This window comes from Brevibacterium permense, from assembly GCF_013280495.1.
Lineage (GTDB): Bacteria > Actinomycetota > Actinomycetes > Actinomycetales > Brevibacteriaceae > Brevibacterium > Brevibacterium permense.
Genome location: NZ_JABSSX010000002.1, coordinates 433,297 through 448,239 on the forward strand (window position 1 = coordinate 433,297; position 14,943 = coordinate 448,239).

A 14,943-nucleotide genomic window follows, 5' to 3' on the forward strand; every position below is an offset into this window, starting at 1 on the left:
ATCAGCTCCCGAGCGACCCGGAAGACACGTGAGAGAATACGCACCGCAGTTCCCGTCCCCCGCATGGCCCCGTGAGGACCGCACCCTCATCGACGTCCTCCTCGAGTCGGCCGCCGCGCATCCCGATCAGCCGGCTCTCGACGACGGCACCCGGGTGCTCAGCTATTCGGAGCTCATCACCGCGATCCGCGATCTCGCACTGGAGATGGCCGAGACCGGGATCGGCCCCGGTGACAAGGTCGGCGTCCGTGTCCCTTCGGGGTCGGTGGATCTGTACCTGGCGATCCTCGCCACGCTCATGCTCGGCGCGGCCTACGTCCCCGTCGACGTCGACGATCCGGATGAGCGGGCGCGCACCGTGTTCGCCGAGGCGGCCGTGACCGGAGTGATCACCGCCGGACCGCACATCGAATCCCGCACCGACCGCGGCCCGCTCGACCGTTCCGAGCTGCGGTCTCCCACGCCCGATGACGACTGCTGGGTGATCTTCACCTCCGGGTCGACGGGCACCCCGAAGGGCGTTGCCGTCGCCCACCGTTCGGCCGCGGCCTTCGTCGACGCCGAGGCGGCCCTCTTCTGCGTCGAGGAGCCGCTGGGTCCAGGCGATCGCGTTCTCGCCGGACTGTCCGTGGCCTTCGACGCCAGCTGCGAGGAGATGTGGTTGGCATGGCGGCACGGCGCATGCCTGGTCCCGGCCCCGCGTGCACTGGTGAAGTCCGGCATGGATCTGGGGCCGTGGCTGTCGTCGCGGCAGATCACCGTCGTCTCGACCGTGCCGACCTTGGCCGCGCTGTGGCCGGCGGAGAGTCTCGACAATGTCCGCCTCCTAATCTTCGGCGGCGAGGCGTGTCCGCCCGAGCTGGGGCGCCGGCTCAGCGATGACGACCGCGAAGTGTGGAACACCTACGGTCCCACCGAGGCGACCGTCGTCGCCTGCGCCGCCATGCTCGACGGTTCCGAGCCGGTGCGCATCGGCCTGCCGCTCAAGGGCTGGGACCTGGCCGTCGTCGATGCCGAGGGCGTGCCCGTCGCCGATGGAGAGACCGGTGAGCTCATCATCGGCGGGGTCGGTCTGGCCCGCTATCTCGATCCGGCGAAGGACGCCGAGAAGTTCGCTCCCATGCCGAGCCTCGGCTGGGAGCGGGCGTACCGGTCGGGTGACCTCGTCGTCAACGATCCGGCCGGGCTGGTCTTCGTCGGTCGCGCCGACGAGCAGATCAAGCTCGGAGGCAGGCGCATCGAGCTCGGCGAGATCGATGCTGCGCTGCAGGCTCTGCCCGGTGTCGAAGGCGCTGCCGCGGCAGTGAAGAAGACCGCGGCCGGCACGGACGTCCTCATCGGCTATCTCGCCCCCGGTGCCGGTTCCGGCGAGGCCGACCTTCCCGCCTGGGAGGCCCGGCTGCGTGTCGAACTGCCGACCGCGCTCGTTCCGCGTCTGGCTCTCGTCGAGGACCTGCCCACGAAGACCTCGGGCAAGGTCGACCGCAACGCCCTGCCGTGGCCGCTCGATGACGGCGCCGAGGCCGCCGGATCCGATGAGGTCTTCGATGAGGACACGGAGTGGGTCGCCGAGCAGTGGGCCGCGGTCCTCGGTGCCCGACCCGGCAGCGATACGGACTTCTTCACCGCCGGCGGCGGTTCCCTGGGAGCAGCCCAGCTCGTGTCCCGGCTGCGCACCCGCCATCCCAGCGTCACGGTCGGCGATATCTACGCCCACCCGCGCTTCGGCGCCCTGTCCAGGCTCTGCCTCGGCGAAGAAGGGTCCGGCATCGGACCGACGGGACCCAAGCGCACGATCACACGGACTTCCCGGGGGATGCAGGCTTTCCAGGTTCTGCTCGGGATCCCGGTGCACATCCTCGGCGGGGTCCGGTGGGTGGTGCTGGCGATGCTGGCGGCCAATATCGGTGTCGGACTCGGCGCGGATCTGCCGCTGACTCCGTGGCCGGTCGTCGCCGTCCTCTTCCTCGTCTTCGTCACCGCCTGGGGGCGGATGCTCATCTCAGCCGGAGCAGCGCGTCTGCTCATGATCGGGATCCGGCCCGGGGACTATCCGCGATCGGGCTGGGTGCACAAGCGGCTGTGGCTGGCCGAGCACATCGCCGATCTTGCTGCGGCGGTATCGGTGGCGAGCGCACCGTGGGTGACCTGGTATGCGAAGCTGCTGGGCAACCGGATCGGGCCCGATGCCGATCTGCACTCGGTGCCGCCGGTGACCGGCTTCCTCACCCTCGGCGAGGGTGCGGCGGTGGAACCCGAGGTCGATCTCAAGGGCTGGTGGGTCGACGGCGATCTGCTGCGCATCGGACGAATCGACATCAGTCGCAATGCCACGATCGGTGCCCGGTCGACGCTCATGCCCGGCGCCGAGGTGGGCGTCGGGGCCCTCGTCGAAGCCGGATCCTCGGTGACCGGTCGGGTGCGGAAGAATCAGATCTACTCGGGTTCGCCGGCCGTTCGCGTCGGGAAGGCGAAGAAGTCCTGGCCTGCTCCCCCGCCCAGGCGGCGTCTGCCGTTCCTGTTCTACGCCGTGGGCTCCCAGATCAATGCGCTCCTGCCGTATCTCGCCGTGGTGCCGGGCGTCGCGCTCATGCTCGGAGTCTCCGGGGTGGAGGTCGTCGAGTCGCCCTGGCTGCTGGTCGCGTGGTCACCTGTCGTGGCCTGTCTGTGGTTCTTCACCACTGCACTGTTCATCCTCATCGCAGTGCGGATCCTGGCGATCGGCATGGAAGAGGGAGAGTTCCCCGTCCGCTCGGCGCGCGGCTACCGGGTGTGGGCGACTGAGCGGCTGCTCGACATGGCGCGGGACCTGCTGTTCCCGCTCTACGCGTCGATGCTCACCCCGTGGTGGCTGCGCTTCCTCGGTGCGAAGGTGGGGCCGGGCACTGAGATCTCGACGGTCGTCTTCGTTCCGAAGATGACGACGATCGCGGCCGGTGCCTTCCTTGCCGATGACACGATGGTTGCCAGCTACGAGCTCGGCCACGGCTGGATGCGCGCCGGCCGCGCAAAGGTCGGCAAACGTGCCTTCCTCGGCAACTCGGGAATCGCCTCCCCCGGTCGCAGGGTGCCGAAGAACTCCCTCGTGGCGGTGCTCTCTGCTGCACCGGCGAAGGCGAAGAAGGGATCGTCGTGGCTCGGTTCTCCCCCGGTGCAGCTGCGCCGCGCCGCCGTGGAATCCGACGAGTCGCTCACCTACGCTCCGACCTTCGGGGTCAAGGCCGCCCGTGCCTTCTGGGAGACGCTGCGGATCTCATCGATCATCGCCGGCGGTGTGCTCATCACCGCTGTCGTGCTCACCATCTGGTTCTTCCTCGGACTCCCGGGCGGGGTGGCCGCTCAGTCGACGACGTTCCTCGCCTCCGTGCTGCTGGCCCTGCTCACCTCGGGGATCGTGATGATGGCCGCCGGTGCCGTGGCGGCGGGACTGGCCGTGGCTGCGAAATGGATCCTCACCGGTCCGATCCGGCCCGGGGAGCATCCGCTGTGGTCGTCATTCATCTGGCGCAACGAGGTCGCCGACTGCTTCGTCGAGCTCGTGGCCGCTCCCTGGTTCGCCCGGAATGCCGTGGGCACGCCGGCGATCGTGTGGTACCTGCGGGCGATGGGGGCGAAGATCGGTCACGGCGTGTGGTGCGAGTCGTACTGGCTGCCGGAGGCCGACCTCGTCGCTCTCGGGGACAACTCGACAGTCAATCGCGGCTGTGTGGTCCAGACTCACCTGTTCCACGACCGGGTGATGAGCCTCGATACCGTTCAGCTCGATCCCGGTGCCACTTTGGGACCCAACAGCGTCATCCTCCCGGCCTCCGCCTTGGGTGAGAACTCCACTGTTGGAGCGACGTCGCTGGTCATGCGCGGCGAGTTCGTGCCGGCCCATGCCTACTTCAGCGGCAATCCTGTCATACCCTGGGTAGATGCCCCAGAACTTCCCTCACTCGAAGAAGAAGGCCGAGACGAAAACCGATCGAGCCGATCGCATGCTTGATACCTATACCCAGGGCGTCGGCAATGCGGACCTTCACATCGACCACTACGATCTCGACCTCGACTACCGGATCGGTCCGAACCGGCTCTCCGCCAGGGCGGTGCTCAAGGGACGCGTCCTCACGGACACTTCGTCGATCGTCCTCGATCTCACGGGTCTGCGCGTGACGAAGGCCAGCGTCAACGGCAAGAAGGTCCGCTTCTCCGCACGAGGGAAGAAGCTGCGGCTGACGACCCCGGTGCTGAAGAGCGACCAGCCGGTGGTCATCGACATCAGCTACACGGGCAATCCGGAACCGGCGATCGGCACCTGGGGAGACATCGGCTGGGAGGAGCTCGAAGACGGTGTGCTCGTGGCCGGTCAACCCGTCGGTGCCTCGACCTGGTTCCCGTGCAACGACCATCCCTCGAACAAATCCCAGTACAGGATCTCCGTGCTCGTCGAGTCCGAGTACACGGTGGTGTCCAATGGATCGCTGACGAAGAAGACGCGCAAGGCCGGACGGACCCGCTGGACGTATGAGTCGACGACTCCCCTGGCGACCTATTTGGCGACGGTGCAGATCGGTCGCTACAAGTACGGGCAGATTCCATTGAGCTCCGGTGCGAAGAGGTTCGACGCCGCGATGCGCGGGGCGGCGAAGGATGCCGTTGCCGGTTCCGCCAGAGATGCCCTCTCCAGCGCTGTCCGAGGAGTCGCCGGCGCCACCGACAAGGACGTGTCTGTTCACGATTCGTCGGGCAAGCGAACGAGGCACAGCCGGACCGAATCCCCTGTTCCACTCGGCGTCTATGCCGATGATCATTGGGATGTGGCAGTCGAACGCCTCGGTGTCCAACACGGAATGATGAACCTGTTCATCGACCGCTTCGGACCCTATCCGTTCGACGTCTATGACGTGGTCGTGACCGATGATGTGCTCGAGATCCCGCTCGAGTCACAGCCGCTGTCCGTGCTCGGGCCCAATCATCTGGGACCGGAGTGGGAGGCCGAACGTCTCGTCGCCCACGAGATGGCGCACCAGTGGTTCGGGAACTCGCTCACGCCGTCCCGGTGGAAGGACATCTGGCTCAACGAGGGCTTCGCCTGCTACGCGGAGTGGCTGTGGTCGGAGGAGTCCGGGCGTGCGAGTGCCGATGAGCGTGCGCGGCAGTGGTGGGAGGAGCTGTCCGCTCAGCCGCAGGACATCATGCTCGGTGATCCGGGCGGGCCGGACATGTTCGATGACCGCGTGTATAAGCGCGGTGCCCTGTGCCTGCATGCTCTGCGCCTCGAACTCGGCGATGCGGAGTTCTTCGCCGCTGTCGCCGAGTGGACGAAGCGGTACCGTCATTCGTCGGTGAGCACCGAGGAGTTCATCCGCTGCGTATCCGAGGTGGCAGAACGTGACATCGCCGAGGTGGTCCGGCCTTGGCTCGAGGAGCTGGAACTTCCGAAGCTGCCGGAGCTTCAGTAACGGCCTGGTTGCGGCTCAGCCGGGTCCGGTCTGCTGCGGACGGGGCCGACCGCACCTCAGCGCAATCGCCTCACCCGAGGGAACTGATGTGCCTCGGTAGAGTCCAGCTCCCGAAGCTGTTGCGAACTCTCCGGTGTGCCTCAGCCGAGCTTGCGGACGAGCACGTCCGAGTCGCCGTTGCGTCCGACGGACACGAATCCGTGGTCGGCGTAGAGTTTCGCCGCCCCGTTGCCGTCCTCGACGGACAGGCTGACGGCGGGAAAGCCGCTCATCCGCGCCAGTGCACAGACCGTGTCGAGAAGGGCTCCGCCGATTCCCTGCCCCTGGTGGTCGGGCAGCACTGCCATCGAGAGTTCAGGAATGTCGGCTGCGACCCAGCCGTACCCGGTGAAGGGTGCCTGATCGTCGCTCGGCGTCAGATCGGCGGCCGCTGACCCAGCGGCCGCCGACTCAGTTGCTGCCGGCTCAGTGGCTGAGTTGTCTGCGTCAGCGGACTCGTCGGTGTCGGTGCCCGCCGGTACGTCTGAACCTGAGCCAGCCCCAGACTCCGCGTCGGTCTCGGAGTCGGCCCCCGCCTCCGCATCACCCTCGGGCACGACCTCGCTGCGGACCACCTCGGTGCCGGTCTTGTCCAGGGCTGAGGCGAAGTCTCCACCCACCTTTTCGTCGGCCCTCCCGACGACGTCGTCGATATCGGCCAGGCGCACCCAGGCGAGTCCGACGATCGGTGACTGCGCATCGGCTTCGGCGTGCGCGGCGACGGCGATGTCTCCCTCGCGTCCCCAGCCGCGGTAGTAGAAGACGGCATCGCTGCGGAATCGGAGGTCCTCGAGTTCGATTCGGGGCCTGTCCATCGACCAGTTGAAGCACAGGTCGAGGAAGGGCAGGAAGGTCTCGTCATCGGTCTCGGACGGGAGCGGACGGATCCGTCCGCGCAGGGAGGCGGCGGCCGCCTCGGCGGAGTTGTTCTGCGAATCAGCGGAAGTGTTCTGCGGATCATGAGCGTCAGTGTGTGCAGCGTTCATGAGATTCCTTTCTCGACGGCGCGTTCGATCCACGCCCGGTTGCGTACTCGCCAGCCCAGTGTCAGGGCGCGGAAACCGACGAATCCGATGCAGAAGCCAGCCCAGAGCCCAGGTGCTCCCGGCCAGATGTTGATGATCGGGATGAGCAGAATCGCGTATCCGATCACAGCGACCAATTGTGCCAGAGCCAGATATTTCGCGTCCTCAGCTCCCATGAGCACTCCGTCGAGGACGAAGACAAAGCCTGCGATCGGCATGCTCAAGGCGAGGACCGGCAGGAGGGCGGCCAGTGCCGACACCACGGCCGGGTCGGAGGCGAAGGCGCGGGGGATGATTCCGGAGCCGGCGAAGAGGACGACGCCGACGACGATGCCGAAGACGATCCCCCACAGGCACAGTCGGCGATTGATGGCGGCGACCGCCTCGGTGTTCTTCGCACCCAGCTCAAGTCCGATAATCGCCTGGCCCGCAATGGCCAGCGAGTCGAGGGCGAGCGCGAGAGCGAAGAAGATGCTCTGAGCGATCTGGATCGCGGCGAGGTCCGTCGTGCCCATCGCCGTCGCCAGGAAGACGAGGATGATAAGGGCCGCACGCAGCGAGGCGTTGCGCACGAGCAGCCACCCGGAGGTCTTCGCCGAGGTGAACACGCCCGTCCAATCCGGGCGGATGCTGGCGTGGAGGCGGCGGGCTGCGCGGATGGATATGGTGAGGTAGACCGCGCACATTCCGGCCTGCGCGAGGACTGTGCCCATCGCCGATCCGGCGACTCCCATGTCGAGGCCGTAGATGAAGATGGCGTTGAGGCCGATGTTGGCGATGCAGCCGGCGGCCGCGACGATCAGCGGGGTCTTCGTGTCCTGAAGTCCGCGCAGCAGTCCGGTGGCCGCGATGACCATGAGCATGAATGGCAGCCCCCACCATGAGATCGCAAGGTAGGAGTGTGCGCCCGCAGTGATGATCGGATCCGGGTCGAAGGCCTCGATCGCTGTATTCAGCAGGGGCAGCCCGATCATGATGAGCAGGAAGGAGGTTCCCAGTGCCAGCCAGATTCCGTCGAATCCGGCCGTGATCGCGCCCGGCCGGTCCCCCGATCCCATCCGTTTCGCGACCCGCGGCGTCGTGGCATAGGCGAGGAAGATCATCAGTCCGAGCACCGTCTGCAGGATCGTCGAGGCGATCGCCAGCGATCCCAGGGCACCGGCACCGAGGTGGCCCACCATGGCCGTGTCCGTGAGCAGGAAAATGGGTTCGGCGATCAGGGCTCCGAGTGCGGGAAGGGCCAAACGGAGAATGTCTTTGTCGATCGCTGCCACGCCCCGATTCTAGCGAACCGGTTGTGCGGTGAGCCTGTCGGGAACCGGTTGTGCGGTGAGCCTGTCGCGAACCGGTGGTGCGGTGAGCCTGTCGCGAACCGGTGGTGCGGTGAGCCTGTCGCGAACCGGTGGTGCGGTGAGCCTGTCGCGATCGGTCACTGCAGGTCAGTTGTGGGTTCGAACCCGATCGCGATGTCGTGTCAGTGCCGAACTGTAGATTCAGAGGACAAACAGGTCAGTCTCGATTACTTTGAGATCGAACTGGTTTTCATAAGTCCTAATAGATTTATTGTTCTATTTGTAATCGGATTGTGACATCTGTTTATAACGACAGATCATATGATTGAGATAAGCGACCTTCCTGACGACTGACTTCCACAGAGGCGTGGAGAGGTGAGAAACCGATGAAGAACATCGGAGACAGCGACGGACAGGCATTCGGCCTGCCCACCGCTCCCCCTGCAGGGTCTGACCGTCGGGCTCTGTCCCAGTTCCGCCGTGCCCACGGACGTCGCCTGGAGATCGCCGAGGAGAATGAGCTTGTCGACCTGCTGAGCACCTATGCGCAGAGCAGCCTCGCCCAGGTCAATTCCTTTATCGCCACCAGCCATGTCGTGGCCCAGGATGTCGCCTACGCGTTGGGGCTCATGGGCACTCAGCTCGATACGGTCTACGAGTTCGCGTCTTTCACCAGAACCGCTGCACGTCACCGTCTGGCCGAGGACAAGGGAGCCGATCGTGAGTCCGACAGCGACGACTGCATCGTCGACGTTGCTGACGACGATGCCTTCTCATCGAACAGAACCTGGACCCGAAGAGAGACACGTGCATGGACGCAGGCAGTGGCCGCTGTCGAGGCCGAAACCGGCATCAAGCTCGACGCAGGCAGAGGACGGAAGAAGGACCGCGCCGCCGGTCGCCGCACTCGTCGCGTGAAGAAGCTGGCGAAGCAGCTGTTGACCGACCCTGCTCTGCTGCCTGATTTTCCCGGCTATGACCCGAAACTGACGTTCTTCACGTGGCTGCGCGGCAGCATCGAACCGACCGAGGCCGGGGTCTATTCGAGTCTCCTCGGCGCAACGACGAGCAACTCGCTCAGGCATATGACCTCGTCGATGACGTTGACCCAGGGACTTCCGAAATTCCTCAAGCGATGCCTCGACGGAGACTTCACGATCGAGCACGTCGATTGTGTTACTCGCGCATGTCGTGACCTGCACTTCGAGCACCTGCCGGAGTTCGACGACTACCTGGCGCACAGGCGCGCCGACATCACGATCGAGACGTTCAAGCGCTCGGTCGCGCTGAAAATCGCGGTGATCCAACCGGCCGAGGACACTCTGAAAAGTGTTTCACTGCGTCGTCGGGTCGACTTCAGCAGCGGCGACGATGGGACTGCGTACCTCACCCTGACAGGGCCCGCACCGGAGCTTCAGGCCTGCTTCAGAAGGCTCGACGCCTTTGCCCGGGCAGTGCATAAGAGCAATACGAGTGCGTTCTCAGGTCAGTTGAAGGCTGGAGACTGCTTTGATGAGGAGCGCACGATCTCGGCTCTCATGTTCGACATCCTCACGCGCACGCGTCCACAGCTGAAGCTGCGCATCATCAGCACGAACGACGCCGACAACTCGTCGACAAGCACCGATTTCCCTCTCGACGGCCTCTTCGCCGGACCCGACGGCACCCCAATGCACGAGGGTGAGTCCCTACTCGACTACATCGAGCGGGTATTCGACGACATGGACAAGAGCGGTTACGAATCACCGGCGCAGCCTGCGCCAGAGGGCGATTCCTTCTGCGCGACGCAAGCTGAGCCTGAGGACGACTCGTTCTGCGCGGCGACTACGACTCCGGCCGATCGTATCTTCGAATCCCAGCTGCTCGAGGCGATCCTCAGCAGCAATAGCGCCACAGACCGCGACAAGGTCGACGCGCTCTCACCTTTCATCGGATCGCGTGCCATTGGAGCTCGCCCCGAAGTTGAGGCCGCCGGAGCAAAGACAGCGGGAGCTATCGATGCTTTCGGCAATCCCATCCTTGACGTCGGCGAGCGCCGCATCAGTTTCGAGTTCCTGCTTGATATGCCGACCAGTGAGTCTTGGCTGGCAAATCAGGCAAGCACCTTCATCACCGTTCCGCTGCTGACTCTGCTCAGCCAATTCCAGTCGGAAGACGGCAACGTTTCGCCGCCTACTGCCGATCCCCCGGGCGCGCCGCCGACAAACGATCCGCCGGGTCCACCGCTGCTGAGCACCGATCCCCCGAATGCGCCACCGCCGCCCACGAGTTCCTCGGACCTGCCACCCACTTCAGAACCACCGACCGCACAGACCAACTCAAACACACCGACCGCACAGACCGACTCAAACACACCGACTACAGGACCTGACGGACCGCTGACCTCAAATGAGGTGTGCGATCTGGCGGGCATGCTTCCAGACGGGTCGCCGATTCCCGCCGACATGGCGCGGCGGGTCGCAGGGTATTCCACCACCTGGACCCGGTTACTGACCGACCCTGCGACCGGAACACCGGTCGATGCGAAAGCAACGTCCTACGCCATTCCCAACAGCGTGCGCAAAACTCTCGTCGCTCAGTTCGTGACTTGCACGTTCCCTGGATGCACTCAACCCGCCGAGGTGTCAGAGGTGGACCACATCGACCCGTTCAATCACACCGACCCGACCCAGGGTGGTCTCACTCGCTTCGGAAACCTCCATTGCCTGTGCAAAGCCCACCACATGCAGAAGACCAACGGCAGCTTCGACGTGCGGATGACCGAGCCCGGCCACCTGGAGTACGTGTTCCGGCAGGGTGTCACCGCAGAGGTCATCTCCCCGGACAACCCCATCAGCGTCGAGCATGCGCGGCTGTTCCTCGAACGGTTCGGCAGGGGCCTCTCCCGCATGGGACGAGCAGCAGCACCGGCGGAGTTGAGCACAGAAGGTCCTCTGACCCGCGAGAGCGCTCCAGCAGCCGAGCACGAGTCCGGCAGCGGTCCTGGGTCCACCGGCGGTCCTGGGTCCGGCAGCGATCTTGAGTCTGGCGCCGAGACGTCGTCTGCACAGGGCGGCGATGCACACAGCGGCGATGCAGACACCGCTGATCCCGCGCCCGGCGATCGGAAGCGAGCACGGGAATGCCCTGAACCAGCGGCGGTCGACGGATCCCCTGGCTGGAGGGAGCTCACCGCCGACGACCTCTTCGCTTTCACACCCACGCCTGCTCCGAGCAGTTCCGGCACCACATCTGGCACCGCGCGTGCAGACGAGGACAACACCGAACTGCGCAGCTGGTTCTGGGACAACGGCGAACCTCCACCGTTCTGAGACGACTCCGACAACCCCGCAATGCCCTGAGGCAGGCCCTCTCAACCTGAGAGTCGTCGCTCTCCACATCAACGGAGCACGCAGAAAGGGCCGGCGATTCTCAGTCAGAATGACCAGAGAATCGTCGGCCCTCCGTTCCTGCTGGGCTGCCGGCGGAATGCCTCAGCAGACCTCGAACAGTCCGGCTGCGCCTTGGCCGCCACCGATGCACATCGTGACGACGACGTACTTCACTCCGCGGCGACGTCCCTCGATGAGAGCGTGACCGACGAGACGAGCGCCGGTCATCCCATAAGGATGTCCGACGGAGATGCCACCGCCATCGACGTTGTATTTCTCCGGATCGATGCCAAGCCGATCACGGCAGTACAGTGCCTGCACAGCGAACGCTTCGTTGAGTTCCCACAGGCCGATGTCGTCAATCGACAGACCATGGGACTTCAGCAGCTTCGGAATGGCGAAGACGGGCCCGATGCCCATTTCGTCCGGCTCACAGCCGGCCACGGCCATACCGCGGTAGATGCCCAGCGGTTCGAGTCCGCGTCGGCTGGCCTCATCGCTCGACATGACCACCGAAGCGGAGGCTCCGTCGGAGAGCTGAGAGGCGTTGCCGGCGGTGATGCTCGGAACCTTCGACGCCACACCGGGTTCGAGCACCGGGTTGAGTCCGGCCAGGCTCTCCAGAGTCGTCGACGGGCGATTGCCCTCGTCGGCTTCGAGCAGCACATCCTGACGCGAGGTCTCCTTTGTCTCCTTGTCGACGACGACCTTCGTCGTCGGCAGAGGCACGATCTCGTCATCGAACCGTCCGGCCTCCTGAGCGGCGGCGGTACGCTGCTGCGAAGACAGGGAGTACTCGTCCTGAGCTTCTCTGCTGACGCCGTAGCGTTCGGCCACTACCTCGGCCGTGGCCAGCATCGGGTAGTAGATGCCCGGGATGCGCTCCACGAGCCACGGATCCTTGGCCCGAAACGTGTTCATCTTGTCATTCTGGACCAGCGACACCGACTCCACGCCACCGCCGACGGCGATCTCCTGGCCGTCGAAGAGGACCTGCTTCGCCGCGGTCGTAATGCCCATCAGCCCGGAAGCGCACTGCCTGTCGATCGACATGCCCGGAACCGTCACAGGAAGCCCGGCTCGCAGTGCCGCCTGCCGAGCGACATTCGTTCCTTGGCTGCCCTGCTGCAGAGCGGCACCGAAGACGACGTCCTCGACCTCACCGCCTTCCAGACCGGCGCGCTCCACAGCATGCTTGATCGCATGGCCGGCCAACTCCTGAGCCTGGGTGTCGTTGAAGGCACCACGGTAGGCCTTGCCGATCGGCGTGCGAGCCGTCGACACAATCACTGCTTCTCTCATGGGTCTCACCTTTCGAAGATGTTCGTGAACTCGTCGTGAGGACGGTGGCGATCAGTCCTTCGGACCGCCGGCGACGTAGATGACCTGACCGGAGACGAATCCGGCGCCCTCAGAGGCGAGGAACGATGCGGTGTGGGCGATGTCCTCGGGCTTGCCCGATCGCGCCACGGGAATCTGCTGGACTGAGGCTTGGACGAACTCGTCGAAGCCCATGCCTACGCGCTCGGCGGTGGCCTTGGTCATATCAGTTTCGATGAAGCCGGGAGCAATGGCATTCGCGGTGATGCCGAACTTGCCGAGCTCGATCGCCCAGGTCTTCGTGATTCCCTGGATACCGGCCTTGGCAGCGGAGTAGTTCGTCTGTCCGCGATTTCCCTGAGCCGAGGTCGACGACATCGAGATGATGCGGCCGAACTTCTCTTCGACCATGTACGACTGCACCGCCCGCGCCATGAGGAACGCTCCCCCGAGGTGGACGGAGAGAACCTTGTTGAACTCCTCGTGAGTCATTTTGAACAGGAGGTTGTCACGCAGGATCCCTGCGTTGTTGACCAGAACGGTCGGCGCGCCGAGGGTCTCGGCGACCTGCTTGACCGCAGCGTTGACCGAGTCTTCGACAGAGACATCGGCTTCGAGGCCGAGCGCTTCGCCGCCGGCTTCCTTGATGGCGGCAACGGTCTCATCGGTGGGGCCCATATCAAGAACGGCGACCTTGAGTCCGTCGGCTCCGAGTCGCTTGGCGATGGCGGCTCCGATGCCGCGGCCTCCACCTGTGACGATTGCTGTACGAGTCATGAACAAGCTCCTAAAGATGATGTTGCGTCATTGCCGTGGGGAACCGAGTGTTCGACTGCGGTTCGCGTCTGCACCGGAACCGATGTGACACAGCTCTCCCATGCAGCTAAGGCCACTGTAGACCAATTCCGTCACTGAACGATTGTTTGCTCACCTTTCAGACAGATAGCCGCTTCGAACATGTCAGCGACCCGAAACAGCTCTCGACGGTTCAGCGCGCATGTAGCCCGACCTCGCCTTATGCTCTCCAAGCCAGGTCCGATCCCGAAGATTATCGAACGTTCAAAAATCTAGCTCAAAACCATTGACTTCACCAGAGTGATTTGGAATTGTTCACATCAGTCGAAGTCCATTACGGATTGACGACGACTCTGAGAACTGTCATCGACGACGTCTCGGACACCGTATGGAGCAAACGTGTTCCAAGAGCTTTTCAAAGGAGAAAAGATGAACTCTGTCTCGCGAAGTCGCCGCCGCAGACTTTCGGCAGCCGCAATCATGGGTGCCATCGCATTGACCGCCACAGCCTGCGGAGGCGGTGGTGGCTCGGGTGAGGGCGACACGGTCGTCATCGGCTACACCGGACCGCTCAGCGGAGGCGGTGCCGCGTACGGCGAGAACGTGAAGATCGGTCTCGAAATGGCCATCGACGACCTCAACGCAGACGGCGTAGAGGTCGACGGCAATCCCGTGACTCTGGAGTTGAAGTCCCTCGACGACAAATATGCACCATCCACCGCCGCAAGCAATGCTCAACGATTAGCCGATCAGGACAAGGCCCCGGTCGTCGTCTCCCCGAACGCCGGAGCCATCAAGGCGATTCAGCAGATCAACAGCGGCAGGTCGAACTTCCTCATCTCCGCCTACACCTCTGACCCGGCAATCGTGCAGGCCGGCAACCCTCTGACGATGATGATTCCTCCGAACTTCGAGTCCTATGCCGAGGAATTCTCCGAGACTGCCATGGAGCACGGAGGCAAGAAGCTCGCTCTGCTCGGAACTCAGAGTGAGTACGGACAACAGTGGACCAAGTCGATCACGGATGCCTGGAGTGAAGCCGGCGGGAAGATCGGCGGCGACAACAGCGTCGACTACGCCACCGTGTCCGACTTTGCGGGCCCCGTCTCGAAAGCCCTGTCGGAGAAGCCCGACGCAATCTTCGTCGGCGGACCTTCCCAACCGACAGCGCTGATCATGGAAGAAGCTCGAAAGCAGGGCTTCGAGGGCAGTTTCCTCGTCATGGACCAGGCGAAACTGGATGAAATGGCCACGGTGACGAAGCTCGACAATCTCAAGAATTCGGTCGGTGTCCTGCCGGTCTCCGAATATGAGGATCCCGGTACCGAAGACTTCCTGAAGAAATTTGCTGAGAAGGCCGGAGAAAAGAAGGTTCCGACCAGTGAAACTGCCCTGAACTACCAGGGAATTGCGATCATCGCGAAGGCGATGGAAACCGCTGGGACAACCGACGACCCCGAGAAGATTCGCGAAGCCATCAGCGAGGCACTGCCTGAGGTCGATGACAAGTACAAGGTCAATGGCTTCCCCGACGAGATCACAGAACAGGGCCACCTCCTCAATCCCAACCTGGAAGCAACCTTCCTCAACGAGGACGGCAAATACACCAAGGTGCCGATCGAACAGGTATCCGACGACAAGTAATCTCCGTCAGCGG

At 64.2% G+C, this 14,943-nt stretch carries 8 protein-coding genes; 4 read left to right on the plus strand and 4 right to left on the minus strand.

Going from position 1 to position 14,943, the window contains the following annotated elements; all coding sequences use genetic code 11:
• Positions 1–28: 28 nt before the first annotated feature.
• A complete protein-coding gene (locus HK353_RS04790; RefSeq protein WP_173153089.1) occupies positions 29–3,988 on the plus strand; it encodes a Pls/PosA family non-ribosomal peptide synthetase in 3,960 nt (1,319 codons plus the stop codon).
• Positions 3,918–5,444, plus strand: a complete 1,527-nt coding sequence (locus tag HK353_RS16925; protein WP_425350536.1) for a M1 family metallopeptidase — start codon at positions 3,918–3,920, stop codon at positions 5,442–5,444. Before HK353_RS04790 ends, HK353_RS16925 begins: the two co-directional genes overlap by 71 nt.
• Before the next feature lie 140 nt (positions 5,445–5,584).
• Here HK353_RS16925 and HK353_RS04805 read toward each other — a convergent pair whose 3' ends face one another.
• Positions 5,585–6,469: a GNAT family N-acetyltransferase gene (locus tag HK353_RS04805; protein WP_173153092.1), complete on the minus strand. Its 885-nt coding sequence runs from the start codon at positions 6,467–6,469 to the stop codon at positions 5,585–5,587.
• On the minus strand, positions 6,466–7,782 hold the full coding sequence (locus tag HK353_RS04810) for an MATE family efflux transporter (protein ID WP_173153095.1): 1,317 nt from the start codon (positions 7,780–7,782) through the stop codon (positions 6,466–6,468). Before HK353_RS04810 ends, HK353_RS04805 begins: the two co-directional genes overlap by 4 nt.
• A gap of 404 nt (positions 7,783–8,186) precedes the next feature.
• Between HK353_RS04810 and HK353_RS04815 the strand changes: the two genes are divergently transcribed.
• Complete coding sequence (locus HK353_RS04815) at positions 8,187–11,111, plus strand: HNH endonuclease signature motif containing protein (protein WP_173153098.1); 2,925 nt, start codon at positions 8,187–8,189, stop codon at positions 11,109–11,111.
• 162 nt (positions 11,112–11,273) lie between these two features.
• Here the strand turns inward: HK353_RS04815 and HK353_RS04820 are convergent, their stop codons facing one another.
• Positions 11,274–12,473 carry an acetyl-CoA C-acyltransferase gene (locus tag HK353_RS04820; RefSeq protein ID WP_173153101.1) on the minus strand — a complete coding sequence of 400 codons (1,200 nt, stop codon included), beginning with the start codon at positions 12,471–12,473 and terminating at the stop codon, positions 11,274–11,276.
• Between the two features lie 51 nt (positions 12,474–12,524).
• Positions 12,525–13,268: an SDR family oxidoreductase gene (locus HK353_RS04825; RefSeq protein ID WP_173153104.1), complete on the minus strand. Its 744-nt coding sequence runs from the start codon at positions 13,266–13,268 to the stop codon at positions 12,525–12,527.
• Positions 13,269–13,715: 447 nt separating this feature from the next.
• On the opposite strand from HK353_RS04825, the gene HK353_RS04830 reads away from it, so the two are divergent.
• Positions 13,716–14,930, plus strand: a complete 1,215-nt coding sequence (locus HK353_RS04830) for an ABC transporter substrate-binding protein (RefSeq protein WP_173153107.1) — start codon at positions 13,716–13,718, stop codon at positions 14,928–14,930.
• Positions 14,931–14,943 lie beyond the last annotated feature (13 nt).